At 44.4% G+C, this 24,753-nt stretch carries 23 protein-coding genes and 1 other annotated feature; of the genes, 16 read left to right on the top strand and 7 right to left on the bottom strand.

Annotation, left to right across the window (positions count from 1 at the left end; all coding sequences use genetic code 11):
* The first annotated feature begins 319 nt into the window (after nucleotides 1–319).
* The 6 genes from IGJ74_RS15250 to IGJ74_RS15225 all read left to right on the top strand — a co-directional run bounded on the left by IGJ74_RS15250 (nucleotide 320) and on the right by IGJ74_RS15225 (nucleotide 5,993).
* On the top strand, nucleotides 320–919 hold the full coding sequence (locus IGJ74_RS15250; RefSeq protein WP_005233871.1) for an MptD family putative ECF transporter S component: 600 nt from the start codon (nucleotides 320–322) through the stop codon (nucleotides 917–919).
* Nucleotides 916–1,617, top strand: a complete 702-nt coding sequence (locus IGJ74_RS15245) for an energy-coupling factor transporter transmembrane component T (RefSeq protein WP_008379524.1) — start codon at nucleotides 916–918, stop codon at nucleotides 1,615–1,617. The genes IGJ74_RS15250 and IGJ74_RS15245 overlap by 4 nt, the downstream gene beginning before the upstream one ends.
* Complete coding sequence (locus IGJ74_RS15240; RefSeq protein WP_086332695.1) at nucleotides 1,614–3,050, top strand: ABC transporter ATP-binding protein; 1,437 nt, start codon at nucleotides 1,614–1,616, stop codon at nucleotides 3,048–3,050. Before IGJ74_RS15245 ends, IGJ74_RS15240 begins: the two co-directional genes overlap by 4 nt.
* A gap of 141 nt (nucleotides 3,051–3,191) precedes the next feature.
* The gene (locus IGJ74_RS15235) at nucleotides 3,192–3,899 is read left to right on the top strand and encodes a response regulator transcription factor (protein ID WP_034878320.1); all 708 of its coding nucleotides are present in this window, start codon (nucleotides 3,192–3,194) and stop codon (nucleotides 3,897–3,899) included.
* Entirely contained in the window at nucleotides 3,889–5,247 is a 1,359-nt protein-coding gene (locus IGJ74_RS15230; protein WP_074536794.1) for a sensor histidine kinase, read from the top strand. Before IGJ74_RS15235 ends, IGJ74_RS15230 begins: the two co-directional genes overlap by 11 nt.
* A gap of 107 nt (nucleotides 5,248–5,354) precedes the next feature.
* A complete protein-coding gene (locus IGJ74_RS15225) occupies nucleotides 5,355–5,993 on the top strand; it encodes a PepSY domain-containing protein (protein WP_010750007.1) in 639 nt (212 codons plus the stop codon).
* Nucleotides 5,994–6,061: 68 nt separating this feature from the next.
* Here IGJ74_RS15225 and IGJ74_RS15220 read toward each other — a convergent pair whose 3' ends face one another.
* On the bottom strand, nucleotides 6,062–6,232 hold the full coding sequence (locus IGJ74_RS15220) for a hypothetical protein (protein ID WP_008379536.1): 171 nt from the start codon (nucleotides 6,230–6,232) through the stop codon (nucleotides 6,062–6,064).
* Between the two features lie 90 nt (nucleotides 6,233–6,322).
* The gene (locus tag IGJ74_RS15215; protein ID WP_008379539.1) at nucleotides 6,323–6,757 is read right to left on the bottom strand and encodes an acyl-CoA thioesterase; all 435 of its coding nucleotides are present in this window, start codon (nucleotides 6,755–6,757) and stop codon (nucleotides 6,323–6,325) included.
* A gap of 189 nt (nucleotides 6,758–6,946) precedes the next feature.
* Nucleotides 6,947–7,154, top strand: a binding site (T-box leader).
* A gap of 575 nt (nucleotides 7,155–7,729) precedes the next feature.
* Between IGJ74_RS15215 and hisS the strand changes: the two genes are divergently transcribed.
* The 4 genes from hisS to IGJ74_RS15195 all read left to right on the top strand — a co-directional run bounded on the left by hisS (nucleotide 7,730) and on the right by IGJ74_RS15195 (nucleotide 13,914).
* On the top strand, nucleotides 7,730–9,028 hold the full coding sequence (hisS, locus tag IGJ74_RS15210) for a histidine--tRNA ligase (RefSeq protein WP_034872142.1): 1,299 nt from the start codon (nucleotides 7,730–7,732) through the stop codon (nucleotides 9,026–9,028).
* An 11-nt stretch (nucleotides 9,029–9,039) separates the two neighbouring features.
* Nucleotides 9,040–10,815, top strand: a complete 1,776-nt coding sequence (aspS, locus tag IGJ74_RS15205) for an aspartate--tRNA ligase (protein ID WP_008379543.1) — start codon at nucleotides 9,040–9,042, stop codon at nucleotides 10,813–10,815.
* Between the two features lie 156 nt (nucleotides 10,816–10,971).
* On the top strand, nucleotides 10,972–11,847 hold the full coding sequence (locus tag IGJ74_RS15200; RefSeq protein ID WP_005233887.1) for a YitT family protein: 876 nt from the start codon (nucleotides 10,972–10,974) through the stop codon (nucleotides 11,845–11,847).
* Nucleotides 11,848–12,045: 198 nt separating this feature from the next.
* On the top strand, nucleotides 12,046–13,914 hold the full coding sequence (locus IGJ74_RS15195) for an acyltransferase family protein (RefSeq protein ID WP_005233891.1): 1,869 nt from the start codon (nucleotides 12,046–12,048) through the stop codon (nucleotides 13,912–13,914).
* Nucleotides 13,915–13,992: 78 nt separating this feature from the next.
* Here IGJ74_RS15195 and dhaL read toward each other — a convergent pair whose 3' ends face one another.
* The 4 genes from dhaL to IGJ74_RS15175 form a co-directional block, all read right to left on the bottom strand.
* Nucleotides 13,993–14,598 carry a dihydroxyacetone kinase subunit DhaL gene (gene dhaL, locus IGJ74_RS15190; RefSeq protein WP_005233893.1) on the bottom strand — a complete coding sequence of 202 codons (606 nt, stop codon included), beginning with the start codon at nucleotides 14,596–14,598 and terminating at the stop codon, nucleotides 13,993–13,995.
* 14 nt (nucleotides 14,599–14,612) lie between these two features.
* Complete coding sequence (gene dhaK, locus IGJ74_RS15185; RefSeq protein ID WP_087664599.1) at nucleotides 14,613–15,596, bottom strand: dihydroxyacetone kinase subunit DhaK; 984 nt, start codon at nucleotides 15,594–15,596, stop codon at nucleotides 14,613–14,615.
* Nucleotides 15,593–15,997: a dihydroxyacetone kinase phosphoryl donor subunit DhaM gene (gene dhaM / locus IGJ74_RS15180; RefSeq protein ID WP_005228160.1), complete on the bottom strand. Its 405-nt coding sequence runs from the start codon at nucleotides 15,995–15,997 to the stop codon at nucleotides 15,593–15,595. Before dhaM ends, dhaK begins: the two co-directional genes overlap by 4 nt.
* Nucleotides 15,998–16,193: 196 nt before the next feature.
* The gene (locus tag IGJ74_RS15175) at nucleotides 16,194–18,518 is read right to left on the bottom strand and encodes an HAD-IC family P-type ATPase (RefSeq protein ID WP_087664600.1); all 2,325 of its coding nucleotides are present in this window, start codon (nucleotides 18,516–18,518) and stop codon (nucleotides 16,194–16,196) included.
* A 259-nt stretch (nucleotides 18,519–18,777) separates the two neighbouring features.
* On the opposite strand from IGJ74_RS15175, the gene queG reads away from it, so the two are divergent.
* On the top strand, nucleotides 18,778–19,953 hold the full coding sequence (gene queG / locus IGJ74_RS15170; RefSeq protein ID WP_087664601.1) for a tRNA epoxyqueuosine(34) reductase QueG: 1,176 nt from the start codon (nucleotides 18,778–18,780) through the stop codon (nucleotides 19,951–19,953).
* 38 nt (nucleotides 19,954–19,991) lie between these two features.
* Here the strand turns inward: queG and IGJ74_RS15165 are convergent, their stop codons facing one another.
* The gene (locus tag IGJ74_RS15165; protein ID WP_087664602.1) at nucleotides 19,992–20,348 is read right to left on the bottom strand and encodes a hypothetical protein; all 357 of its coding nucleotides are present in this window, start codon (nucleotides 20,346–20,348) and stop codon (nucleotides 19,992–19,994) included.
* 164 nt (nucleotides 20,349–20,512) lie between these two features.
* On the opposite strand from IGJ74_RS15165, the gene IGJ74_RS15160 reads away from it, so the two are divergent.
* The 5 genes from IGJ74_RS15160 to IGJ74_RS15140 all read left to right on the top strand — a co-directional run bounded on the left by IGJ74_RS15160 (nucleotide 20,513) and on the right by IGJ74_RS15140 (nucleotide 24,701).
* Nucleotides 20,513–21,388, top strand: a complete 876-nt coding sequence (locus tag IGJ74_RS15160) for an SPFH domain-containing protein (protein ID WP_008379560.1) — start codon at nucleotides 20,513–20,515, stop codon at nucleotides 21,386–21,388.
* A gap of 3 nt (nucleotides 21,389–21,391) precedes the next feature.
* Nucleotides 21,392–21,889 carry an LURP-one-related/scramblase family protein gene (locus IGJ74_RS15155; RefSeq protein WP_005233908.1) on the top strand — a complete coding sequence of 166 codons (498 nt, stop codon included), beginning with the start codon at nucleotides 21,392–21,394 and terminating at the stop codon, nucleotides 21,887–21,889.
* 19 nt (nucleotides 21,890–21,908) lie between these two features.
* Nucleotides 21,909–22,781, top strand: a complete 873-nt coding sequence (gene scrK, locus IGJ74_RS15150; RefSeq protein WP_002347415.1) for a fructokinase ScrK — start codon at nucleotides 21,909–21,911, stop codon at nucleotides 22,779–22,781.
* A gap of 100 nt (nucleotides 22,782–22,881) precedes the next feature.
* Nucleotides 22,882–23,631 carry an alpha/beta fold hydrolase gene (locus tag IGJ74_RS15145; RefSeq protein ID WP_176374302.1) on the top strand — a complete coding sequence of 250 codons (750 nt, stop codon included), beginning with the start codon at nucleotides 22,882–22,884 and terminating at the stop codon, nucleotides 23,629–23,631.
* Between the two features lie 107 nt (nucleotides 23,632–23,738).
* Nucleotides 23,739–24,701 carry a rhodanese-related sulfurtransferase gene (locus tag IGJ74_RS15140; protein WP_087664604.1) on the top strand — a complete coding sequence of 321 codons (963 nt, stop codon included), beginning with the start codon at nucleotides 23,739–23,741 and terminating at the stop codon, nucleotides 24,699–24,701.
* Nucleotides 24,702–24,753: the final 52 nt, after the last annotated feature.

Below are 24,753 nucleotides of genomic sequence, written 5' to 3'. Positions count from 1 at the left end.
TGTGCTGATTTTTAATGTTTGTCTTTATCTATTATTCATTAATTTCGCAAAGATGGGAAGAGGAGAAAACAACTAAGCGTGTGAAAGCATCATTTTTCCATTAGTGGATCTTTAAAGGTCCCTGTGTGTTGAAATGGAGCCATTCAGAAGTCACGTCTGTTTGTTGGTTCTGTTCTAGAAGAAAATCGACTGTTGATAAGCATATCTCCCCATAAAAACGTCTGCTTTGTGCTATACTGAGGCTTTGTAAAAATAAGTTTGTACAAGCAAGCAGCAACGGTTTTTTCATTGATTGCTTGCAAGAAGGAGCGTATACGCAGTGAAAAAACTAAAGGTTCAAGATTTAATTGCAGTGGGGATCTATACAGCGATCTATTTTCTTTTAATGAGCGTCTGTCTATTGATTTTGCGTTTTGTGATCCCAGGTTTTCATAATTTATTTATTCCAGCAGTCACCGCTTTGTTTTCTGGCATTATCTATCTGATTTTATTGAATAAAGTACCGAAATTTGGCGCAATCACCATTATGGGTACCGTGGTAGGGCTCTTTTTTTTGATTTCAGGACATTTTCCATTGGCCTTTTTGCCCAATATGATTTGTGCCTTAACAGCTGATTTGATTCAATACAAAACAAAGCTCAAAGAGAACGTTCGCGTACTGGCGAGTTATATCGTCTTTAGTTTTGGCTTGATGGGCCCGATCTTGCCCCTGTGGTTTATGAAAAATGCCTACATCGATTCATTAGTGGCTCGCGGAAAAGATGAAACCTACATTGCCGGTGTGTTTGCTCATACCTCCAATGTGATGTTGGGGCTTTGTGCATTGGCCGTTTTGATTGGTGCGGTGGCTGGTTTAGGCATTGGTAGCCGCTTGATGGAAAAACATTTTCAACCAACGATCCAATCGCATAAAGGGTGAGGAATGTGTCGAAAACAAGGTTTGATCCCCGCAGCAAATTGGCGGTGATTCTCTTTGCTAGTTTTACTATGATGGTGTCCATTAGCTGGATCGATGAGTTTGTCTTTGTCACGTTCTTGCTGCTGCTATTTTTAGTCAGCGGCTTTTGGAAAAAAGGTCTGATGTTCTATGGCGTGTTTGTCTTGCTGACACTGGCAGATAGTTTTTTGTTTCGCCAAGGAAACCACCTATTGATCGTGTTGCTGGATTTCTTTTCCGTCGGTTATCGCCGCTTATTGCCAACGATCATGGCGGCGGCTTTTGCCATTAGTGGGACGAAGAACAGTGAGTGGATGGCGGCGTTGCAAAAAATGCACGTGCCCAATGTATTATTAGTCCCGCTGGCAGTCTTATTTCGTTTTTTTCCCACATTGGTACAAGATTTCAAAAGTATTCGCCAAGCGATGCGCTTTCGCGGCATCTCGCTGTCGGCAGGATCGATCTTGCTTCATCCACTGCAAAGTGCGGAGTATTTTTTGATCCCATTACTGATGTCGGCTGAAAAGACCGCAACCGAACTGTCGGCTACGGCGCTGGTTCGCGGGTTAGCATCAGAAACTCCCCATACCACCGTCCACGAACTGAAGCTGCGCTGGTGGGATGGCTTGGTCTTTTTAGCATTAGGCGGCTTTATCGTGAAAAGGATGTGGCTTGGATGATCACACTAGAACAAGTGTCAGTGAAACGAGAAAATCGAACCGTATTATCTGAGCTTTCTTTGACAGTCGCAGCTGGGGAAGTTATCGTTTTGTGCGGCGCTAGCGGCAGCGGAAAATCGACCTTGCTCAATGTTTTGAATGGCTTGATCCCTGAGCTGTATCCCGCCGAAGTGCAAGGAAAGATCCGTGTCGGAGAAACAGACTTGCCAGTTGCCGATTTCTCCCATTATGCCCAGACGATTGGCGTCGTCTTTCAAAACCCCAAGACTCAATTTTTCACCACGGATGTCTATTCGGAGTTAGCTTTTTCGATGGAAAATGCGGGCGTCGCACCAGAAAACATTCGGCAGCGAATCACCGAAGTAGCACAGCAGTTTTCCCTGACCCCGTTGCTTGATGCTAGTGTCTTTGACCTATCTGGTGGGGAGAAGCAGCTGATTGCTCTCGCTGCAGCCACGATGCTGCCCCATGATGTGTTCTTATTGGATGAGCCTTCCAGTAATTTGGATCAAGAAGCGATCCAAAAGTTGACTCAAGGATTGGCTTCTTTAAAACAACAAGGGAAAACCATTGTGATCGCCGAACACCGCTTGGCGTATTTGGCGCCACTGGCAGATCGCTTCTGTCTATTAGAAGCAGGACGATTGCGGGCGTCTTATCCAGCAGCTCAGCTGTTGTCACTGCCCGAGGAGGCAATTCACGAGTTGGGATTGCGAAAAGTAGGCGAGGCGGCATTGGAAAATCAGCACTGCCGAGAATCTTTGCCAGAAAAGTCTGGATTAAGGGCAACGCATCTGCAGATCAAGCAATCGAAACGCTCAGCAAACAGCAGAAATTGGGCGCTTAACTTGCCTGAACTACAATTGCCGACGAAGCAAGCTGTGGGGATCGTTGGACCAAATGGTGCTGGCAAAAGTACGTTGGTGCAAGTCCTGTCAGGATTGAAAAAATGCCCAGAAGCAGTATTTGCCATCAATGGACAAAAGCGGACCCAAAAGCAGCTGCTGCAGGAAAGCTTTCTTATGATGCAGGATGTTAACTTGCAGCTGTTTTTTGAAACGGTGGAAAAAGAGCTGCTGATCAAAGCCCAAAACGCAGCTCGTTTTGAAGAAATTGTCTCATTGTTGCACTTAACACCACTCCTTGCCCGACATCCGCAAAGCTTGTCGGGTGGGGAAAAACAACGAGTTGCGATTGGCAGTGCCTTGCTTTCTGGCAAACGTTTGTTGTTTTTCGATGAACCAACGAGTGGATTAGATTTGCAGCAAATGGAGGAAGTCGCAAAACTACTGCGAATAGTTGCCAAAGAAGTTGATTTATTAGCCGTGATCAGTCATGATCGTGAGTTTTTAGCTGAAACATGTCCTTACATGATTCAACTCGAAAAAGGAGAACTTGTTGGCACGTATCAGCTGGCAAAAAATATGGAATAACTGAAAGACGGAGTGAACCTTGGTTCATGCCGTCTTTTTTTGGTCGAACATGAAAAAATCTTCATGTTTTTTTCTTTCAATCAGTTAGGAAGTTTTGAAAAAATCCGTTATGATAGAAGCAAAACCAGAGGAGGAGCGCATATGACTTTGAAGATCTTGCTAGTAGAAGACGAAGAAAGTTTAGCCAGTTTTATCCAGTCCGAATTGACTTTTGAGGGATATGGCACGGTCTGGGCCAAAGATGGGCAAGAGGCATTGACCTTGTTCAATCAGCAAGCAAATGCTTTTGATCTGATTTTATTGGATTGGATGCTGCCAATCTATGATGGCATCACAGTGGCGCGGCGGATACGCAAAGAAAGCGACATCCCGATTTTGATGATGACCGCCAGAAATCAAACCGCCGATGTGGTGACGGGGCTTGATGTTGGGTTAGATGATTATTTAACGAAACCTTTTGAAATCGAAGAACTGTTTGCCAGAATTCGCGTGATTGAGCGGCGGCTGCAAAGAGAAGCCAAACAACAAAAGAACCAGCAAAACCAATTAGTGGCGGGGGAGTTGATGATGGACATCGCCAAGCACTTGGTTCAGGTTGCCGGTGAAACCATTGAGTTGACGCCCAAAGAGTTTGGGATTTTATATGAATTAATGAAAGAGCCGGAAGTCGTCAAAACCAGAGATGACCTATTGAATGAGATTTGGGGTTATGAATACGACGGTCAAACGAATGTTGTAGATGTCTATATCCGTACACTGCGGAACAAGCTGGATGTTTGCGGCAAAGGCAAAATGATCGCAACCGTTCGAGGATTAGGCTATGTCTTGAGGACCGACCATGAAGAATAAGTCAGTCAACCAACGTAGAAAAACAGCCCAGTTTCAATTGACGAGCCGCTTTTCCTTGATACTCTTTGGTCTGCTGATTCTCTTCAATCTGCTGTTTATTTTATTATCCGTAGGTTATTTGTTTGAACATATCGAAAATCGTGCTAGCAACATTCTTGAAGCCATCGAAAAAGGCGAGGCATCAGGGGATACCTGGGACACTCTCGTCAATGCCTATGTTTCGGCAGATGAAGAAGACGCCCTGCAAGTGATCTTAGCCGATGGCAGTGTCGTTTCATCAGAAGATGCGGAAGAGATTTTTGCCGATATCAATCAAGGACGAGTGATGCCATTTCTCGAAGACATCGTTTTTACAGAGGATGGCATCTATTACACGAAAACCCAAGAAGTCGATGGGGATCAGGTGACGATCGCTATCAATGGGGAGGATAGTGTGGAATTAGCCTATGGTCTCTTTATGATCAGCAGTTTCTTGAATCTGATCGCTGTTGTGATTGGCAGCCTGCTGATTTATTGGAGTGTCGGGAAATGGAGTCAGAAACTTACCGGCATGGCGCAAGAAATTGCTGCCATTGAACAAAGCCGACAAGGAGAATTGTCAGTGTCTGAAGAACCCATCGAGATTCGTTCGGTGGCCTTGGCTTTCAATAAATTGTTGAAAGAACAGCGTGAGACGATCGAACGGGAAAAACGATTCGTTGCCGATGCTTCCCATGAGCTGCGAACACCTTTGGCTGCGATTCGCGGACATGTCCAATTGATCCAGCGGCGTGGAACCAAACATCCCGAAGTCATTCCTTCCTCAATGGCGTTTATCGACAAAGAGTCGAAGCGTTTGGAAACATTGAGCAATCAATTGTTGGACCTAGAAAAAAATCAATCCCCAGATGAAATGACCCTTGTTGATGTTTCCCAGATCGTCCGAGAAGAGTGTGAAAAACAAGCGACGATCGTTCCGCAATCGATTGAATATTTTGTGGAGAACCAATGTATGAAACGTGGGCATAAGCGTGACTTCCAGCAAATCATCCAAAACCTGTTAGAAAATGCCGCGAAGTATTCGCCTGCTGATCAGCCGATTCATGTGACCTTGACACAAGAGCAGAGACAGATGTCTTTGACCGTCGCCGATTTTGGCATTGGGATTCCCGATGACAAGAAAGCCTTGATTTTCGAACGGTTCTATCGAGTAGAAGATTCTCGTTCCAGCCAGATTGCTGGTTCAGGCATCGGGCTTTCATTGGTAAAACAGCTGGCAGACAAGTATCATGCCAAAATTACCGTGACAGACAATCAACCGCAAGGCAGTATCTTTAAACTTGCCTTTCCAAATGAAAGAGAAAGATGAAGATTTTTTTAGATTTTCTTCAAGCATTTTTGATTCTTTTTCATGAGGAACTTGTTATTCTAAATATATAGAAAAAAGGAATACACAAACAATTGGAGGAATGAAACATGAAAAAAACAACTATTTTATTCGGAATTGCCGCATTAGGATTACTGGCAGGATGTACACAAAACAACACTGGAAATTCAGAACCTGCGCAAAACAGCAGCTCAAGCACAGCAGTTGCCTCATCAAGTGAAACAACGTCGTCACAAGCAACAGACAGCTCTTCAAGCAGTGCAGCGATCGCCAACGGCGGCTTACCTACGGTGACCGTAGAAGAAGCGATCCAAATATTCCAAGACAAATACCCAGATGCAGCGATCACTTCGATTGATTTGGATACTTCTTTTGGCAATTACTTCTACCAAGTAGAAGGCGTGGATGACACGAATGAGTTTGAATTAAAGATCGATGCAGAAACCAAAGAAACTTCTGAAGAAAGAACGGAAAAATTGGATGCCGATGAACAAAACGGTGTCAAAAAAGATGCCGATCAATTGGACCTAACCAACTTGCTTTCATTGGAAGAAATTTCTGATATCGCCGTGAAAGAAGCTGGCGGTGGTCAAGCAACAGATTGGTCATTAGACAAAGAAATGAATGTAACCTATTGGGAAGTCAAAGTAGAAGATGGCAACAAACAAACAGATGTGAAAATCAATGCCCAAACAGGTGAAGTACTTGAAACAGAATTGGATGACTAATCCTTTTACGCAGTAAAAAAGATAAGCCGCTATCGTCTATGCGCAAAAGACGATAACGGCTTATTTCTTTACGTATGCTGTTTGACTTCAGTTAACGGTTTGACGCGACCACCAATTTTATCTGCAAATGCTTCGGACTGCTTCCGATCTTCAAAGACCCATAACTTGTCTGGAATTTTTTCACGAGTGCGACGACCATCTTTGCCAATGTAACCATGCAAAACTTTAATCACGTACATCGCCATCATCCTTCCCTGAAATTACTTTTGATTATACGAAAGCCGTTTCAAAAAGCAAGGATTTTGACTTAAATCAGTGATCAGAATTGATTATTCCCCTGACAGGGCAGCATAATCAGCAAATCGTTGATGGATTTCAGGAAAACTACGCTTCAACTGCACGATGCGATTGGTCTCTTTTGCTAAAAAACAATGCTTTGAAGTCCCCGTCGTAGCCAACTGACCATCGCTAGTTTTGTAGATCTCATAGCGAAAATCCAAACGCGTGCCCGTATATTTGTCGACCAAAACATCGATTCGCACCTCATCTTCGTAACGAATCATCGTTTTGTATTGCGCACTGACTTCCAGCACGGGAACGATCAAGCCAGCTTCTTCGATCGTATGATACGGTAAATCCAAAAACGCCAGTAATTCCACGCGGGCCTCTTCAAACCAGCGGATATAATTGGCGTGATGGATGATCGCCATTTGATCGGTCTCATAGTAGTGTGGTTGACGGATATAGCCTGAATATAAAGACATAAAAACAGCTCCTTTCATAGAAACAAAACCTTCGTTATTCAGCATAACGCAAAAAGAAAGAAAAGCAAACAGAAGGGTAACTTCTTTGCGTTGACTACTAGAGAAAACGCTACTTGAAAGCAGCGGAGTGAAAAAGACAGTGAAACACCTTGACTTTTTCATAGCTTTCTTGTAGTTTATAGATAATATCAAAAATCAGTGAAGGATCGAGTACTTTATTCTATTCCTTAAAAGAGAAAACTGCCCCGGCTGAAAGCAGTTTAGGACGTGTAAAGGAAAGACAATCTGGAGATGAACAGAAGAAAAGCTGTTCCGTGACCGAGCGTTAATCGAGCGAAGGAGAAGAACATTTCTCGAATTTAGGTGGTACCGCGTGTAATCAAAACTCGCCCTTGTATAAAAAAACAAGGGCGAGTTTTTTGCTGTGAATCACTGCGACTGGTCCGCAAAGCGGAACAGAGCAGATGATGAACAGTACTAGGCGACCGCCGGGAGCGTAGTAACCATACTAGGAATCACTGGGGTTGGCTTGCGGAGCAAGACAGAATAGATGATGAACAGTACTAGGCGACCACAGGGAGCGTAGTAACCATACTAGGAATCACTGGGGTTGGCTTGCGGAGCAAGACAGAATAGATGATGAACAGTACTAGGCGACCACAGGGAGCGTAGTAACCATACTAGGAATCACTGGGGTTGGCTTGCGGAGCAAGACAGAATAGATGATGAACAGTACTAGGCGACCCTAGGGAGCGTAATAACCGTACTAGGAATCACTGGGATTGTCTTTTGGAGCAAGACAGAATAGATGATGACCAGCAGCAACCAACCACTAAAAGCGCAATAACCCAAAAGCCAAACACGAGAACAACCCACCCACATCAATGAGCAACAAGCAATAGGTGAATAAGCAAACAAGCAATGAAAGCAAAGAACATGGGCAACCATGAAACAAATAGGAGGATGCATACGATGAGTTACCAACGTCCAAAAGGAACCAACGATATTTTGCCAGGAGAATCCGAAAAATGGCAATTTGTGGAAGAAACAGCACGTTTAGTGTTTCGCGATTACCAATTCAACGAGATTCGGACACCGATTTTTGAGCACTTTGAAGTGATTGCCCGCAGTGTCGGTGACACAACGGATATCGTTTCAAAAGAAATGTATGATTTTTACGATAAAGGAGAGCGGCATGTGACGTTGCGTCCAGAAGGCACCGCACCGATCGCTCGTTCTTATGTCGAAAACAAACTATTCGGACCAGAACATACGAAGCCTTATAAAGTGTTTTACATGGGACCAATGTTCCGTTATGAACGTCCGCAAAAAGGCCGTTTGCGTCAATTCCACCAAATCGGTGTCGAAGTTTTCGGTTCAGCAAATCCAGCGACCGATGTTGAGACAATGGCGATGGCAATGGATTTTTATCGTCAATTAGGACTGAGTCAATTGCGCTTGGTCATCAATTCATTAGGTGACAAAGAGACACGCCAAAACTATCGTCAAGCGTTGATCGATTATCTAGCGCCCCATGAAGCGGAGCTTAGTGAGGATTCAAAACGCCGCTTGCATGAGAATCCTTTGCGGGTTCTTGACAGCAAAGACAAGCGAGACCAAAAATTTGTGGCAGATGCGCCATCGATCTTAGACTACTTAACGCCAGATGCCAAGGCACATTTTGAAACCGTAACGAGTATGCTGGATGCGTTGGAGATCCCTTATGAGGTCGATTCGAATATGGTGCGTGGTCTGGATTATTATACCCACACGATTTTTGAGATCATGAGTGATGCACCAAAAATGGGGGCGCAAGCCACCATCTGTGCCGGCGGTCGTTACAATCATTTAGTGGAAGAGCTAGGTGGACCAGAAACACCTGGTTTTGGTTTTGCTTTGGGGATCGAACGTTTATTGATCACTATGGAAGCCGAAGAAGTTGTGATTCCTGCTTTGAATGAGTTAGATGCGTATGTGGTTGGTCTAGGACAAGAAACCAATTTAGAAGCGCTGAAAGTCGTGCAAGCGATTCGTAATTTCGGCTTTTCTGCCGATCGTGATTTCATGGATCGTAAAGCCAAAGCCCAGTTCAAATCTGCTGATAAACAAGGGGCACGGTTGGTTCTGACTCTAGGCGAAACAGAATTAGCAGAACAAGTGATCAATATCAAATCCATGGCAAGCCGTGAAGAAAAACAATTTCCGTTAGCGGATCTTTATGCCCGCTTCGATGAGATCTACGATGAAATGACAACCAAAATGTTTGAGTGAGGAGAAAAAGAATGACAAAACGTACAGTATATTGCGGGTTAGTAAATGAGACCCATTTAAACCAGACAGTGACACTAAAAGGCTGGGTGCAAAAGCGCCGTGACTTAGGTGGCGTGATTTTTATTGACTTGCGCGACCGGGAAGGGATCGTGCAAATCGTCTTCAATCCTGAGGTTTCGAAAGAAGCCTGGGAAATCGCGGACAAATGCCGCAGCGAATATGTATTAGAAGTAACGGGTCAAGTCATCAATCGTGCACCAGAAGCCATCAATCCGAAAATGGTGACAGGTGCCTATGAAGTGATGATCAGCGAAATCACGATTTTAAACACTGCAAAAACACCAGCCTTTTTGATTGAAGATGATCAAACCGTTGGCGACGAGATTCGCATGAAATACCGTTATTTAGACTTGCGTCGTCCAAAAATGACGAACAACATCGTGATGCGGGCGAAAACGACGCAAGTGATCCGCAATTTCTTAGACACGAACGAGTTCTTGGATATCGAAACACCTTATCTAGGAAAATCAACACCAGAGGGCGCGCGGGATTATTTGGTTCCTTCACGGATCTATCCAGGTCATTTCTATGCGTTGCCGCAATCACCACAAATTTTTAAACAGTTATTGATGGGCGCCGGCTTCGATCGCTACTATCAAATCGTACGTTGCTTCCGTGACGAAGATTTGCGGGGCGACCGTCAACCAGAATTTACCCAAGTCGATATCGAAACCTCTTTCTTGACGGCAGAAGAAATCCAAACCTATACGGAAGAGCTATTGGCAAAAGTGATGCGAGAAGTCAAAGGCATCGAAGTTACCTTGCCATTCCCACGGATGACCTATGATGAGGCAATGGGACGCTACGGCAGTGACAAACCAGATACACGGTTTGACATGGAGCTTATCGACTTATCAGAAGTTGTGAAAGACGTTGATTTTAAAGTCTTCCAAATGGCTCTTGAAAAAGGCGGCGTTGTGAAAGTCTTGAATGCCAAAGGGGCTGCAGACAAATACTCAAGAAAAGACATGGACAATCTAGGCCATTACGCTGGCCAATTTGGTGCCAAAGGATTGGCATGGGTCAAAGTTGAAGAAGATGGATTGAAAGGACCTATCGCTAAATTCTTGACGGAAGCAACCGACGCGATTATTGCAGCAGCCAATGCGGAAGTTGGCGATATTCTGATGTTTGGTGCCGATTCCTTTGAGATCGTTTCAGCGACGTTAGGTGCGATCCGTAATAAATTAGGAAAAGAATTAGGCTTGATCGACGAGAGCAAATTCAACTTCCTATGGGTTACTGACTGGCCGCAATTTGAATACGATGAAGAAGCAGGTCGCTATGTTTCTGCTCACCATCCGTTCACATTGCCAAAAGAAAGCGATCTGCCGTTGTTAACGACAGACCCTTCAAAAGTCTATGCGCAAGCTTACGATATCGTGCTAAACGGTTACGAGCTAGGTGGCGGATCATTGCGTATCCATACACGGGAAGTGCAAGAGCAAATGTTTGAAGCGCTAGGCTTCTCACGTCGCGAGATGCAAAATCAATTTGGCTTCTTATTGGATGCTTTGGATTATGGTTTCCCACCACATGGCGGCATCGCCCTTGGGTTAGACCGATTAGTCATGCTCTTGGCTGGTGAAGAAAACATTCGCGAAGTCATTGCCTTCCCTAAAAATGGGAAAGCGGCTGATCCAATGTCACAAGCGCCAAGTACCGTTTCGCCAATGCAACTGTTTGACTTGAGCATTGATGTAACAACGGTTGAAGAAAACGAATAAGCGTTAAACCCATGATGAAATGAGTGATGAAATAGAAATTGGTGAATGAATGAAAAAAGTTCATGAGAATTCACCCATTTCTTTCATTGCTCGTTTCTTTTTTTATGTGCTGAAGTATAATAAAGGCAAATCAAAAAAGTGAGGCTATGAAATGCAATGACTCCTCTGTTTAAATGGCTCCCTCATCCGGAATATGCCAACAAACTTTCATTCTCGATCGTGTACGCACTGCTGGCATCGATTGCGGTCAATTTTTTCTATCAGCCGGGCAATATTTATTCCAGCGGCATTACCGGTGTCGCTCAGATCATTACTACGATCTCAAGAGAATGGATCGGGTTTTATATCCCCTTATCCCTTGCGCTATTATTGTTGAATGTGCCATTATTTTTTCTTGGCTGGTTTAAGATCGGCCACAAATTTACGATCTTTACTGGAATCACTGTTTTATTGACATCCTTATTCGTGCAAATTTTGCCAGAAGAAACCGTCACGACGGACCCGATGATCTGTGCGATTTTCGGTGGTGCCATCAATGGAGTGGGGATCGGCTATGCCTTGAAGAATGGTCTTTCTTCCGGAGGGCTGGATTTTGTCAGCATTGCCATCCGCAAACGGACAGGGAAGACGATCGGCTCGATATCGATTTTCTTTAACATTGTTATTTTGTTCGCCGCCGGAATCTTGTTTGGCTGGCAATATGCGTTGTATAGTGCAATCGCGATTTTTGTCAGTGGAAAAGTGACGGATGCGGTCTTTACGAAGCAAAAGAAAATGCAGGTGACGATCATCACTCGCAACCCAGAAGAAGTCATTCAAACGATCCAAAAACATATGCGGCGAGGCATTACCATCATCAATGAAGCCGAAGGAGCCTACAAGCATGACAAACAAACGGTTTTGCTGACGGTAGTCACACGCTTTGAACTGCCGATGCTGCGCAGTGCTATGAAAGAAGCCGATCCAAAAGCCTTTGTTAGTATTGCGGAAAATGTCCAGATTTTGGGTCGGTTTTATGAAGAAGAACTGTAAAAAAGGAGTTGAAAAAAGTATTTCTTTATAGAAGTACTTTTTTTTCGCCAAAAATTAATTTTTTTGAAATATAGCAGATGTTGCTAGCTTTATATGGGGGATTTCTGGTAAATTATGAGAGTATGGAATCAATAGCGTTCATGCTGAAATTGTTTTTTTATGAAACAATTGGATCAATTAGAGAAAAGTGGTTGAAAAATGAATAAACGTTTAAGCACAAGCCGCTATATTACCGGGTTTGACGGCATTCGAACCTTGGCAGTCATCGGCGTTATTTTATATCATTTACTACCTACTCATATGCGAGGCGGGTATTTAGGAGTTCCAGTATTCTTTGTCGTATCAGGTTATTTAATCACTGACTTGCTGAGGCAAGAATGGGATCAAAACGGCAAAATCAAAGTCAAAGATTTTTATATTCGGCGGATGAAACGGCTCTATCCAGGAATGGTGGTGATGCTGCTTATCTCAGCAGCGTATATCACTTTGTTCCAGCGAAACCTGCTGAATAATTTGCGCGGGGTTTTTGTTAGCTCGCTGCTGTATTACAACAACTGGTGGCAGATCAATCATGGGTTATCCTATTTTGATCGGTTCGGCAATGAATCCCCCTTTACCCATCTGTGGTCACTGGCTGTGGAGGGACAGAACTATCTGATTTGGCCTTTAGTGTTTATTTTGTTGATGAAAATCGGCAAGCAGAGGCATCGCGCCTTTAAATTTACTGCCGCAGTCACGATTTTATCGGCAATTCTGTTAGCGGTCCTTTACACACCAGGCGCTGATCCGACACGGGTCTATTATGGAACAGATACGCGGCTCTTTTCGATCTGGATGGGGAGTGCCTTAGCATTCATTTGGCCAAGTACCCACTTGAAGAAAGAGATACCGCAAAAAGCCAAACGGGTCTTAAATATCTCTGGTTTTGCTTCCTTGGCTGGTCTGATCGCAGCGTTCTTTTTCTTAGATGATCATTTGACCTTTGTCTATTATGGCGGCATGTTCTTGATCAGTATCCTATGTACGATTCTTGTGGCAGTCACCGCTCATCCCGGAGCCAGTTTGAATCGTGTATTGAGTAATCCGATTTTCAGTTATATCGGCAAGCGCAGTTATGGGATCTATTTGTATCAATTTCCAGTGATGATTTTTTACGAAGCAAAAGTGGGAAATATCGGTGAGAACGTGCTGATGCACACGTTAGTGGAACTATTCTTGATCTTGTTTATCAGTGAATTGTCCTATCGGTTTATCGAAAACCCAATGCGTAAATTCCAGTACAAAGATACATTCAGAACGGTCCGCGGTTGGTTCAGTAAACCAATTTTTAGTTGGAAAAAACCGTGGTTAGTGCCCAGCTTACTCATTACCCTCGTTGCTTTGTTTGGCGTCGTGACTGCACCGACGAATTATGTCGATGCCCAGCAGCAGCAGTTGAAAGACAACATTGCTGCCAATAAAAAAGCGGCAGAGCAATCGCAAAAGAATGCGAATGCTGAAGGAAATGAAGCGGATGATGAGGCAAACACGAGTGAAGATGAAAAAAATATCATGGAAAAGTATGATTTAACAGCAGCCCAAGTGAAAAAAGCGGAATCTCTTGAAATCACGGCTTTTGGTGATTCTGTGATGCTGGATGCAACGGCTGACTTGAAAGAAGTCTTTACCCAAGCGGTAGTTGATGGGGATGTTGGGCGCCAGCTGTATGCGAGCCCTGAATTGATCAAAGACTTGAAAGAAAAAAATCTTTTGCGGGATACCGTCCTTGTGGGGCTAGGGACGAATGGTTCCTTTACAGAAGCCCAATTTGACAGTTTTATGAACGAGATCGGTGATCGCAAAGTCTACTGGATCAATGTACGGGTACCGACACAGCGTTGGCAAAATGAAGTCAATCGGATGTTGGAGCGCATGGCGGAAAAATACGACAATATGACCTTGATCGATTGGTATGATTTGAGTAATGATCAAGAGTCCTGGTTCTATGAAGATCGGGTCCATCCAAATCCAGATGGCATGGATCAATACGTGAAGCTAGTTGCCCAAACGATTTTACAAGAGGAATAAACAAGAAAAAGACAAACCTTATGCAATCATAAGGTTTGTCTTTTGTCTTAAACGGTATTTTGTAAGAGCATCGTTTTTTTAATCCTTTTCTATCACCGTTAACAAAGACTCAAATAAAATCGCACTAGAAGCCGATCCGGGATCGATATGACCGATGGCACGTTCACCAACATAAGAGGCACGGCCTTTTTTAGCCACTAGTTCTTTGGTATGCTCTTTCGCTGCTTCGATCGTGTCTTTGGTCAATTCACCTTTTTTCAAGGCTTCTGCGACAGGTTGCCACACATCGACCATCGTTTTGTCTTCAAACTCAGCTTTTCCCCGCATTTTGATACCGGTCAAGCCTTCTTCAACGATCGTACCTAATTGTTCAAAGGAGTCGATTGTTTCTAGTTCCTTCGTTGCTTTGGTCATATTCATAAACGCCGAACCATAAAGGGGACCCGAAGCGCCGCCGACTTTTGAGATCATTGCCATCGAGAAGACTTTAAAGGTATCGCTGATCGTCGTTGGCTGTTGTTTGGCATAAGCTTCTTGATAAGCGGCTACGCCGCGTGCCATATTGTTGCCATGGTCACCGTCGCCGATCGGTGTATCTAAATCGCTTAAATAGGCCTTGTTTGCTTCGATTTCTTTCGTGAAGGTATCTAACCATGCTTGCACCGTTTCTGTTGTCAATTGCATCTCTATTCGCTCCTTTACCAGGCTATTGTTGTGACGGTTTCATTTAACGCATCGGTGTGATCCGTTTCGCTGAAGTCGATCAAGGTCAGTGAAAGTCCCTGCATATCGATGGAAGTCATGAAATTGCCGACTTTATGGAAGGAGACAGGGATGTCTTTTTCTGCGAGTAATTTCGCGACATCATTGGCAAAAACGAATAACTCCATTTGCGGCGTACCACCCATACCGTTGATCAAGACACCGACTTTTTCTGGGGTCTTTTCATAATCCGCCAAGATTTTTTCCACCAACTCTTTTGCTAGTTCACGTGAGGGTTTCAGTTTTTCTCGACGGTAACCAGGTTCGCCGTGGATACCCACGCCATACTCGATCTCATCATCGGCTAAGTCAAAACCTGGTTTCCCAACTTCAGGAACTGTTGCCGCTTTTAATGCGACCCCAATGGTTTTGATCGATGCAACCAAGGCATCGCCCAGTGTTTTTAATTCACTTAAGCTGGCACCACTACGTGCAGCTGCGCCTAAAATCTTGTGGACTAAAACCGTACCGGCAACTCCTCGTTTCCCAGCAGTATAGGTGCTATTTTCAACAGCGATATCATCATCAACGACCACGATCTCCGTTGTGATCTCTTCCATTTCTGCCATATCTTTGGCCATCTCAAAGTTCAAGATATCGCCAGTATAGTTTTTGACGATCAACAAGACGCCTTGTCCTTGATCAGAATCTTGGATAGCCGTCAAAATCTGGTCGGGGGTCGGGGAGGTGAAGACATCGCCTAAAACGGCGGCGCTAAGCATCCCATCACCGACAAAGCCAGCATGGGCCGGCTCATGTCCGCTCCCACCGCCAGAAACAAGACCGACTTGTTCTTTTTGATTATTCTTAGCGATCACCCGTGAGTCGGCGACTTGATGGACCAGTTCAGGATAACTGCCTACGATACCAGCCAACATTTCTTCTACGATCATTGAGGGATCATTAATGATTTTTTTCATGCTTCATGCCATCCTTTCTCGGCTGCTTTTTTTGCTTCTGCAACGATTTGCGCCAAATCATCACTAAAACCAGCGGTGATTGCTGCAGCAAAGGCACCTTCCACCAGCGGCGCGTCGATCAGGTGATAGCGTTCTTGTTGCTGAGGTTCCAGCATGTCGTAAGCAAGTTCGGCATTCAAAACGGCACTGCCTAGATCGGCAAAGACTAAGATCAGTTCAGCATCTGCGGATTCGTTGACGGCATCCACGATTTTCGTGGCGTCAGAACCCAGCTCTCCTTCTGCTGTCCCGCCTAAAGAATAGATCGTGACTGACTCGCCATCAGCCATTTCTTCGATCATCTGTTTTAATCCTTCGGTGAGTTGCTGACTGTGAGAAACGAGTAAAATACTTTTTTTCATCCAATTTCACCAACACTTTCTGATTAAATTTGGCTGTTTGACAAGATGGCTTTTGGTAAAATGATAGCTTTCCTGTTGAAACCGCCTACAGGTTCAGTATACCAAATTTCTTTCTTCTTGTATGGTTGCACCTATGGAGAGGACAAAAAAACCGCATCGTCTTTCTGGATAAAGAAAGACGATGCGGCAGAATTGGTTAGGATTGTTTAACAAGCATTTTGGCTGAAAAGCGCTTCGTTAGGAAAGAAAGCCCCACGTACAGGCAGATGTTCAATGCCATCATGCCAAGGAAGTAAGGCAAGGTCACAGCGGTCAAGAAACCGACTTCCAGCAATCCGTGGAAAAGCATTGCTGAGACATAGATCCCCACGGTAGTGGTAATCGCTAAGAACAATCGCAATGGATTTAATGGCAAGCAAGCGCGAATCACAGCGATACAGCTGATCCCGATCAACAAATAGTACAACAAGGTCGTCGTATCAAATTGCGACCAACCGTAGTCGGTTTGTAAAAAGCGGATCGCAAAGTAATTGACTAACACCAACAAGGCATTTGGCAACGCATTGAGCAAGACTGTCGGCAAGTAACGACCTTTGATCGGTGCTTTGTTTTCTTCAAAGGAAAGGAAGAAAGATGGATAACCTTCAATTGCTAAGTCGATCAATGTGATTTGGATCGGCAAGAACGGAAAGGCGCTGGATGTCAGGATACAAACCAAAGAGAGCAAGAAGCTGTAAATCGTCTTGATAAAGAAGATTCCCGACGCTTTGGTCACGTTATTGACGACGCGGCGTCCTTCAAATAAAACATCTGGCAACGTAGTAAAGTCAGAATCCAATAAGACAAAGTTAGCGATTTGACGAGCCGCACTGTCGCCAGCAGCCATTGCAATGCTGACGTCGGCTTCCCGTAGTGCCAACACATCGTTGACGCCATCACCCGTCATGGCAACGGTCCGTTGATTGGCTTTTAATTCTTGAACGAGTAGTTTCTTTTGTTCAGGAGTCACACGACCAAAGACCGTATAGCGTGTCGCAGCTTCTCGGACTTCTGCTTCGGTCGTTAAGGTAGAAAGATCGATGGCTTGATCGGCATTCGCTAGGCCTGCACGATGGGCGATCGCTGCGACAGCTATTGGATTATCGCCAGAGATCACTTTTAGATCGATGCCTTGATCCGCTAAGTAAGCCAAGGTTTCTTCTGCGTTTTGGCGGATGATATCGGATAAAATCAAGACAGCCACCGCTTGTGCGTTGGTTGGGTCAAAGGATGTCGGCGTTTTTGGATCAGTTTCTACGGCTAAAATCAACACCCGTAGACCAGCTTCTTGCGCTTCTATGACTTGCGGCAAGGCAGCAGAGCCGGCGACTTTTTCAGGTGCACCAAGATAGACATTTCCTAGATGTTCAAAAGCCACAGCACCCCATTTGCGCTGTGAAGAAAAGGCAGCGACGTCGATCGGCTGATGATCCGTTAGCTCAGGACAGCCTTGACGCAATGCTTGCATCGTCAAATTGTTATCCGTACTGGCTGCCAAATAATTCCCTAAGAGCATGTTAGGGTCGCTGTCGGCTTGGAGAGGAACGATCGATTCGAGAACCATATGGCCTTCCGTCAACGTCCCCGTCTTATCCAGACAAAGGGTATCGACATGCGCTAAGGTTTCAACGGCATACATGTCTTGGACCAAAATCCGTTTTTTTGCCAATTTAATGACACCTGTCGTCAAGGCGATACTGATCAGCAGGACAAGTCCTTTTGGTAACATTCCTAATAAGGCAGCGGCAGAAACGACGACGGATTCCTTGATCCCAGCATCTCGCATCATAAAGGCTTGGAAGAACAAAATCACCCCTAAAGGAACGATTACATAGCTGGTGAATTTGGATACACTACGGATCGAAGCAAGCAGCTCAGAGCGGATCGGTTTGTGGACCTTCGCCTCATTGCTTAGTTTTGCTGCATAGTTTTCTGCACCGACATGAAGGACTTTTCCTGTCACTTCACCGCTGACGATGAAACTTCCTGAGAGTAAGGAAGCACCTGCTTCTTTGACAACCAGATCGGCTTCACCAGTCAGCATCGCTTCATTGACTTCGACTAGTCCAGAAAGCACCGTCATATCAGCGGGGATTTGGTCCCCAGCACCAAGAATAACTACGTCCTCTAAGACCAATTCTTTGGCTGAAATCTCATGGATTTGGGCATCTCGAATCACTCGTACCGTTTGCGGTGAAACAAGTGAGAGTTTTTTTACTAAATTACGCGCGTGCAATTCTTGGCTGATCCCAATGGTGATATTCACAAAAATAATCGCTAAGTAGAACATGTTGGAATAGGCGCCTACGGCAAATAAAAAAACGCCAATCAATAGATTGAGAAAATTGAATAATGTCAGTAAATTGTCTTTGATGATCGCAGCAGTTGATTTACTGGTTTTTGTTTCATAATCATTGTGCAACCCCTCTTGGGTTTTCTTGGCGACTTCTGCTGCAGTCAAGCCGGTGGGTAATTGAGTCATAAGCATCTCCATTTCATTTGTTCATTTCTTTCTAATTCCTTTATCTAGTCTAGCATTCGAAAAAGGCAATGCAATCGTTGCGAGGAAAATAACGATAAAATTAATTAAAATCTTAAACAATCAACACGTGTTCTTTTAAAGAAAGAAAAAAACGGGGGGAACAAACCGCACCATCGACTTTTTTCAGGTGCTTACGTATAATAGGGGAAGAGAAAAAGCCGAGAAGCAGATGCTTAGCGGACAAAAGAGGGTAGCGTGCATGTCTTTAAAAGAAAAAATTATTGCAGAAAGCAAGCGGCTTGGCATCGACAAGATAGGGTTTGCTTCAGCGGAGCCGTTTTTGGCATTGGAGCCTTCCTTGCGGGAACAAAAAGCCAAAGGCCATACGTCTGGTTTTGAGCATCCTGTGATCGAAGAGCGTATCTATCCTGAACGGACATTTGAAAATCCGCAAACGATCATTGCGATCGCTTTAGCTTATCCGACAAAAATCAAAGAGAAAGTCCCGCGGGATGAAAAACGCGGCATGTTTGCCCGTGCCTCGTGGGGCATCGATTACCATGATATTTTGCGAGAACGGTTGGATCGCTTGATCGCCTTTATCAAAGAACAAGCGCAAACGATGGAAGAACAAGTCGAATGGCGTTTCGCACCACAAGTCGATACAGGGGAATTGGTGGATGTGGCGGCAGCGCAGCGGGCGGGTCTTGGCTTTATCGGTCGTAATGGCTTGCTGATTACGGAAGAATTTGGTTCGTTTGTTTATCTAGGGGAGATCGTCACTAATATCTCTCTTGAACCAGATGAAGAAGTCCCGTTTGGTTGTGGTGATTGCATGCGTTGTGTGACGGCTTGCCCCACCAAAGCGTTATTGGGCGATGGTCGAATGAATGCCCAGCGCTGTTTGTCCTATCAAACCCAGACGAAGGGTATGATGCCAGAAGAGTACCGCAAAAAGATGCATAACGTGATTTACGGCTGCGATATTTGTCAGCTGGTCTGCCCTTATAATCGGGGGAAAGACTTCCATTTTCATCAAGAGATGGAGCCTGAAGTCGATACCGTTTATCCAAAACTGCAACCGATGCTGTCTTTATCAAACAAAGCCTTCAAGGCACAATTTGGCCATCTATCTGGCTCTTGGCGGGGGAAAAAACCGTTGCAGCGTAATGCCATCATCGCCTTAGCCAATGTAGGGGATCGCAGTGCCTTGCCAGCGATTTGGCGCTGTGCGACAGAAGACGTGCGCCCAGTGATTCGAGGAACGGCTTATTGGGCCATTGGCCAGTTGGGCGTCAAAGAACCAGAAATGTGGTTAGAGCGACTGCAACGGTGTGCAGAGTTAGAACCCGAAGAAGAGGCGCTACAAGAATTGCAGCCTGCCATCGAACGATTGCAAGCAGTCATTACCAAAAGGCAAGAAAAAAAGATATAAAAAAGCAAAACGAGCCCGGGGCCGTTTTGCTTTTTTGTTTAATCTAGTACGTCATCACTTTCGACGATTTCTTCTGAATCCAGTTCAAAATCAGGTGCTGGATGCACACGCTCAGGCAGTTCCATTTCTAACTCGCCGTCTTCTGTATACTGATTGTCGGTATCGGCAACGTCAATTAAAATTTCTTCAGGAAGCTCTTGTTCTAACCGATAGCCTTCTGCATGACGCGCATCGAGTAATTCCAAAAGATGTTGCCACTCGTCTTTCGAGATCACTACAACGTCAATGCCGTCTTTGTTTTGTATCTCCACAACAGAGGAAAGATCGGTGCCGACCGTTTTAATGATCGATTCCAACGACCATTTACTCGTTTCTAAGTCAATTTTTTGTGCCATAAGAATTACTCCTTTTTGTGAAAAATTTTGTCCTACCTTAATTGTAACGGGAAAGTTGCAGAAAACAAAATAGCTTGATTGGGAATCGTCGCTGATATGCGCAAGAACATTTGCACAGCGGCTTTAACCAAGGTAAGATAAGAGCAAGAAGGGAAGGAATAAAAATGACAGAAAAACAGACATTTCATGTGAATGGGTATTTAGCACTGGTTGTGCTAATCGGGTTATTAGTTGGCGGCGGTTATTTGTTTTATCATGGGTTCGTAAATGAGAGCGTTCTCGAAATCGTTCTCAGTATTCTTTTATGGATCGTTTCGTTTCTTTTCCTTAGTTCGTTAACGATCGTACAACCCAACCAAGCCAAAGCGATCCTCTTTTTTGGGCAATATTTAGGAACCATTAAAGACAACGGCTTGTTTGTGACAACCCCATTAACCCAAAAAATCAATGTTTCATTGAAAGTTCGCAACTTTAACAGTTCGCTGTTGAAGGTCAATGATTCAGACGGAAACCCGATCGAGATCTCGGCAGTGGTGGTATTTAAAGTTGTAGATACCGCTAAAGCATTGTTTGATGTCGATTATTACCAAGACTTCATTGAGATCCAAAGTGAAACAGCGATTCGTCATATTGCGACGCAATACCCTTATGACACGTTCAATGACGATGATCTGACGTTGCGAGGCAATACAAGTGAAGTCTCGGAGGAGCTGGCAAAAGAATTGCAGGAACGATTAGCTGTTGCTGGGGTCGAAGTCATAGAGACCCGCTTAAATCACCTCGCGTATGCGACTGAGATCGCTAGTGCGATGCTGCAGCGCCAACAAGCTAAAGCAATTTTATCAGCACGGCAAATCATTGTTGAAGGAGCCGTCTCCATGACACAAATGGCGTTAGAACAAATCGAAGACGGACAGGACATCAATTTCACAGATGACCGCAAAGTCCAACTGATCAATAATTTATTGGTGTCGATCATTACCGATAAAGGCACGCAGCCGGTGATCAATACGGGCGATGTCAAAGAGAAAGGAGTGTAGTATTTGAAGAAACTTTACATCAAACAGAAGGTTTTCAGCATCGGCGAAAAATTTACCGTGACCGATGACTTACAAAACCCTCGCTATTATGTCGAAGGCAGTTTTTTTAAGATCCCGAAAAGTTTTACGATCTTCAATGAGCAGCAGCGACCGATCGCGGAGATCACCAAAAAAGTGTTCAGTTTATTACCAAAATTTTTTGTGGAAGTCCACGGCCAAGAAGCGATCGTTTTAGAAAAACATTTCACATTTTTTAAAGCCCGCTATTCCATCAGTGCAGAAGGCATCGATGTGGACGGAAATTGGTGGGATATGGATTTTGTGGTCAACCGCAACGGCAAGCGGATCGCAGAGATCCACAAAAAATGGATCTCTTGGGGCGATACCTATGAAGTCGTGATCTATGAAGAAGATCTAGATGACCTGATCATTGCATTAGTGGTAGCCATCGATCGCGTCAAAGCAGATGATGCCGCAGCATCAAGTTCAGCAAGTAGTTAGAAAAAAAGGAGCGATGTGCATGTTATACGGTTCGATTGAAGCAGGCGGCACAAAATTTGTGTGTGCCATTGGCGATGAAGAAATGACGATCAAGGAAAGAGTGAGCTTTCCGACAACGACACCTGAGGAAACAATGCCTTTAGTCATTGATTTCTTCAAACAATACCAAGCAGATTTAGCAGGGATTGGGATTGGCTCATTTGGGCCCATCGATATCCATCGCGATTCTGCCACTTATGGGTACATTACCTCAACCCCGAAATTGGCATGGCAAAATTTTGATTTCATCGGTACCATGAAAAAAGAATTTCCGATCCCTATTTCTTGGACAACAGATGTCAATGCGGCTGCCTATGGTGAGTATGTCTTCGGCAGTGGCAAAGGATTGAGTAGTGTCGTTTACTACACGATCGGTACAGGTGTTGGCGGCGGTGCCTTACAAGAAGGGCGCTTTATCGAAGGATTTAGTCATCCAGAAATGGGGCATATGCTGGTCGTCCCTCATCCAAAAGATGACTTTGCTGGCAGCTGTCCATTTCATGGCAACTGTTTAGAAGGGATGGCCGCTGGACCCGCCATCGAAAAACGCTTAGGGAAAAAAGGACAAGAGGTTGCAGAAGATGATCCTTATTGGGAAATCGAAGCCTCCTATATTGCTCAATGTGCCTACAATACAACTTTGATGTTTTCTCCAGATGTGATCATTTTTGGCGGTGGTGTGATGAAACAACGCCATATGCTGCAAAACGTCCATGACGCATTTGCAAAATTGGTCAATGGGTATGTCGAAACACCTGAGTTAAGCAAATATATCGTGACCCCAGCATTGGAAGACAACGCTGGAACCCTCGGTTGTTTGGCATTGGCTCGAGAAGCGGTCTTACATTCATAAACGAAAAAACGGATCATACTCTTCGGGTATGATCTTTTTTTACAGCGTATCAGTGGCGCTTTTGGCGACTTTTTGTATACTTAAGCTGAGGTGGAAAAGAATGAAATTAGCTGTTCGAAAAAGAAAAATCGGAAATATTCCGGTCTTAGAAGTCGTACCTGAAGAAATGATTTATGAGCCGCTGCCATTGATTATTTACTATCATGGCTGGCAGACGAGTAAAGAATTAGTTTTGACACAAGGCAGAAAGTTGGCTAGAGAAGGTTTTCGGGTGGTCTTGCCCGATGCAGCCAATCATGGGGAGCGCAAGACCCAGCTATCGGAGATTCCTTCTTTAACTTTTTGGCAAAGTATCCAAACCAATCTATTTGAGTTTTCTTACGTAGTCGATTTTTTTGAAAACCTTGGTTTGGTCAACGGGCAGATCGCAGTTGGCGGAGTCTCTATGGGAGGGATGACCACGTGCGGTTTATTGTGCCAGCATCCAGAAATCACAGCGGCAGCTTGTATCATGGGTTCTCCTTCCATGTTGAAATACCGTGACCGCATCCAAATGCACGCTGGCGCTGCTGGGTTCTTTGTACCCGAGGATTATGGTCAGCTTTTAAGCTGGATGGATGCTTACGATCTGTCTTCTCAACCAGAGAAATTAGGACAGCGTCCTCTTTTGTTTTGGCATGGTACCCAAGACGAGAAAATTCCTTATGGTGATGTGGAAGCCTTTGTGGCAGAAAATCCAGAAGCAAATTTGCAGTTTATCTCGCGAGAAGAACGCCATCTGGTTCGTGGAGAAACGATGGATCAAGTCACAGCTTTTTTCGTGGCAGAGCTCAATCAAACCAATCCATGACACTGTTTGCTCAAAGAAAAAGATTGTGTGAAAAGGTACAAGCATAAAACTCGTTTTTTGTCACGCGATAACCTATACTGTAGGGTGCAAAAAAAGGAGGAATTGGTTTGACATACCGCGTTTTATTATTTTATAAATATACAACAATTGAAGATCCGGAAAGCTTCGCCAAGGAGCATTTAGCATTTGGAAAAGAAATTGGCATCAAGGGCCGTATTTTAGTAGCCAATGAAGGGATCAATGGCACGCTTTCTGGAACGGTTGAAGCAACAAATCGCTATATGGAAAAAATGGAAGCTGATCCCCGTTTTAAAGGGATTTTTTATAAAATCGATGAAGTAGAAGAACATGCGTTTAAAAAGCTATTCGTTCGTCCGCGCAAAGAATTGGTTTCATTGAACCTGGAAGATGACATCGATCCATTAGAAATGACTGGAAAATATTTAGATCCTAAAGCGTTCAAAGAAGCTTTGTTAGATGAAGATACCGTGGTGATCGATGCCCGTAACGATTATGAATATGACTTAGGCCATTTCCGGGGAGCCGTTCGTCCCGATATCCGCAGCTTCCGTGAGTTGCCGCAATGGATCATCGATAATAAAGAAAAATTTATGGATAAAAAAGTCGTTACTTATTGTACTGGTGGTATCCGTTGTGAAAAATTCTCAGGCTGGTTGCTGCGAGAAGGCTTTGATGATGTGGCCCAACTTCATGGTGGTATCTTTGCTTATGGGAATGACCCAGAAGTTCAAGGCGAGCTTTGGGATGGCAAAATGTACGTCTTTGATGAACGCATTAGTGTGGAAATCAATCATGTGGATAAAAAAGTTATCGGTCGCGACTGGTTTGATGGCACACCTTGCGAGCGCTATGTAAACTGTGCCAACCCAGAATGCAATCGCCAATTTTTGACTTCTGAAGAAAATCAAGCTGCCCATTTAGGTGCCTGTAGCTATGATTGTGCCATCCACGAACACAACCGTTACGTGGAACAACATGGGATCACAGAAGCGGAAAAAGCTGAACGGCTAAAAAACTTTGCAACAAACAATGAAACAGTCACTGCCTAAAACGACAACTGTTTCACAGGAAATAATTGAATAGAAGGGTCGCACGTGAGTC

Origin of the sequence: Enterococcus sp. AZ009, from assembly GCF_050548785.1 — a bacterium.
Lineage (GTDB): Bacteria > Bacillota > Bacilli > Lactobacillales > Enterococcaceae > Enterococcus_D > Enterococcus_D entomosocium.
The sequence above is the reverse complement of the archived record's forward strand: the minus strand, read 5'-3'. Positions and strand labels throughout refer to the sequence as shown.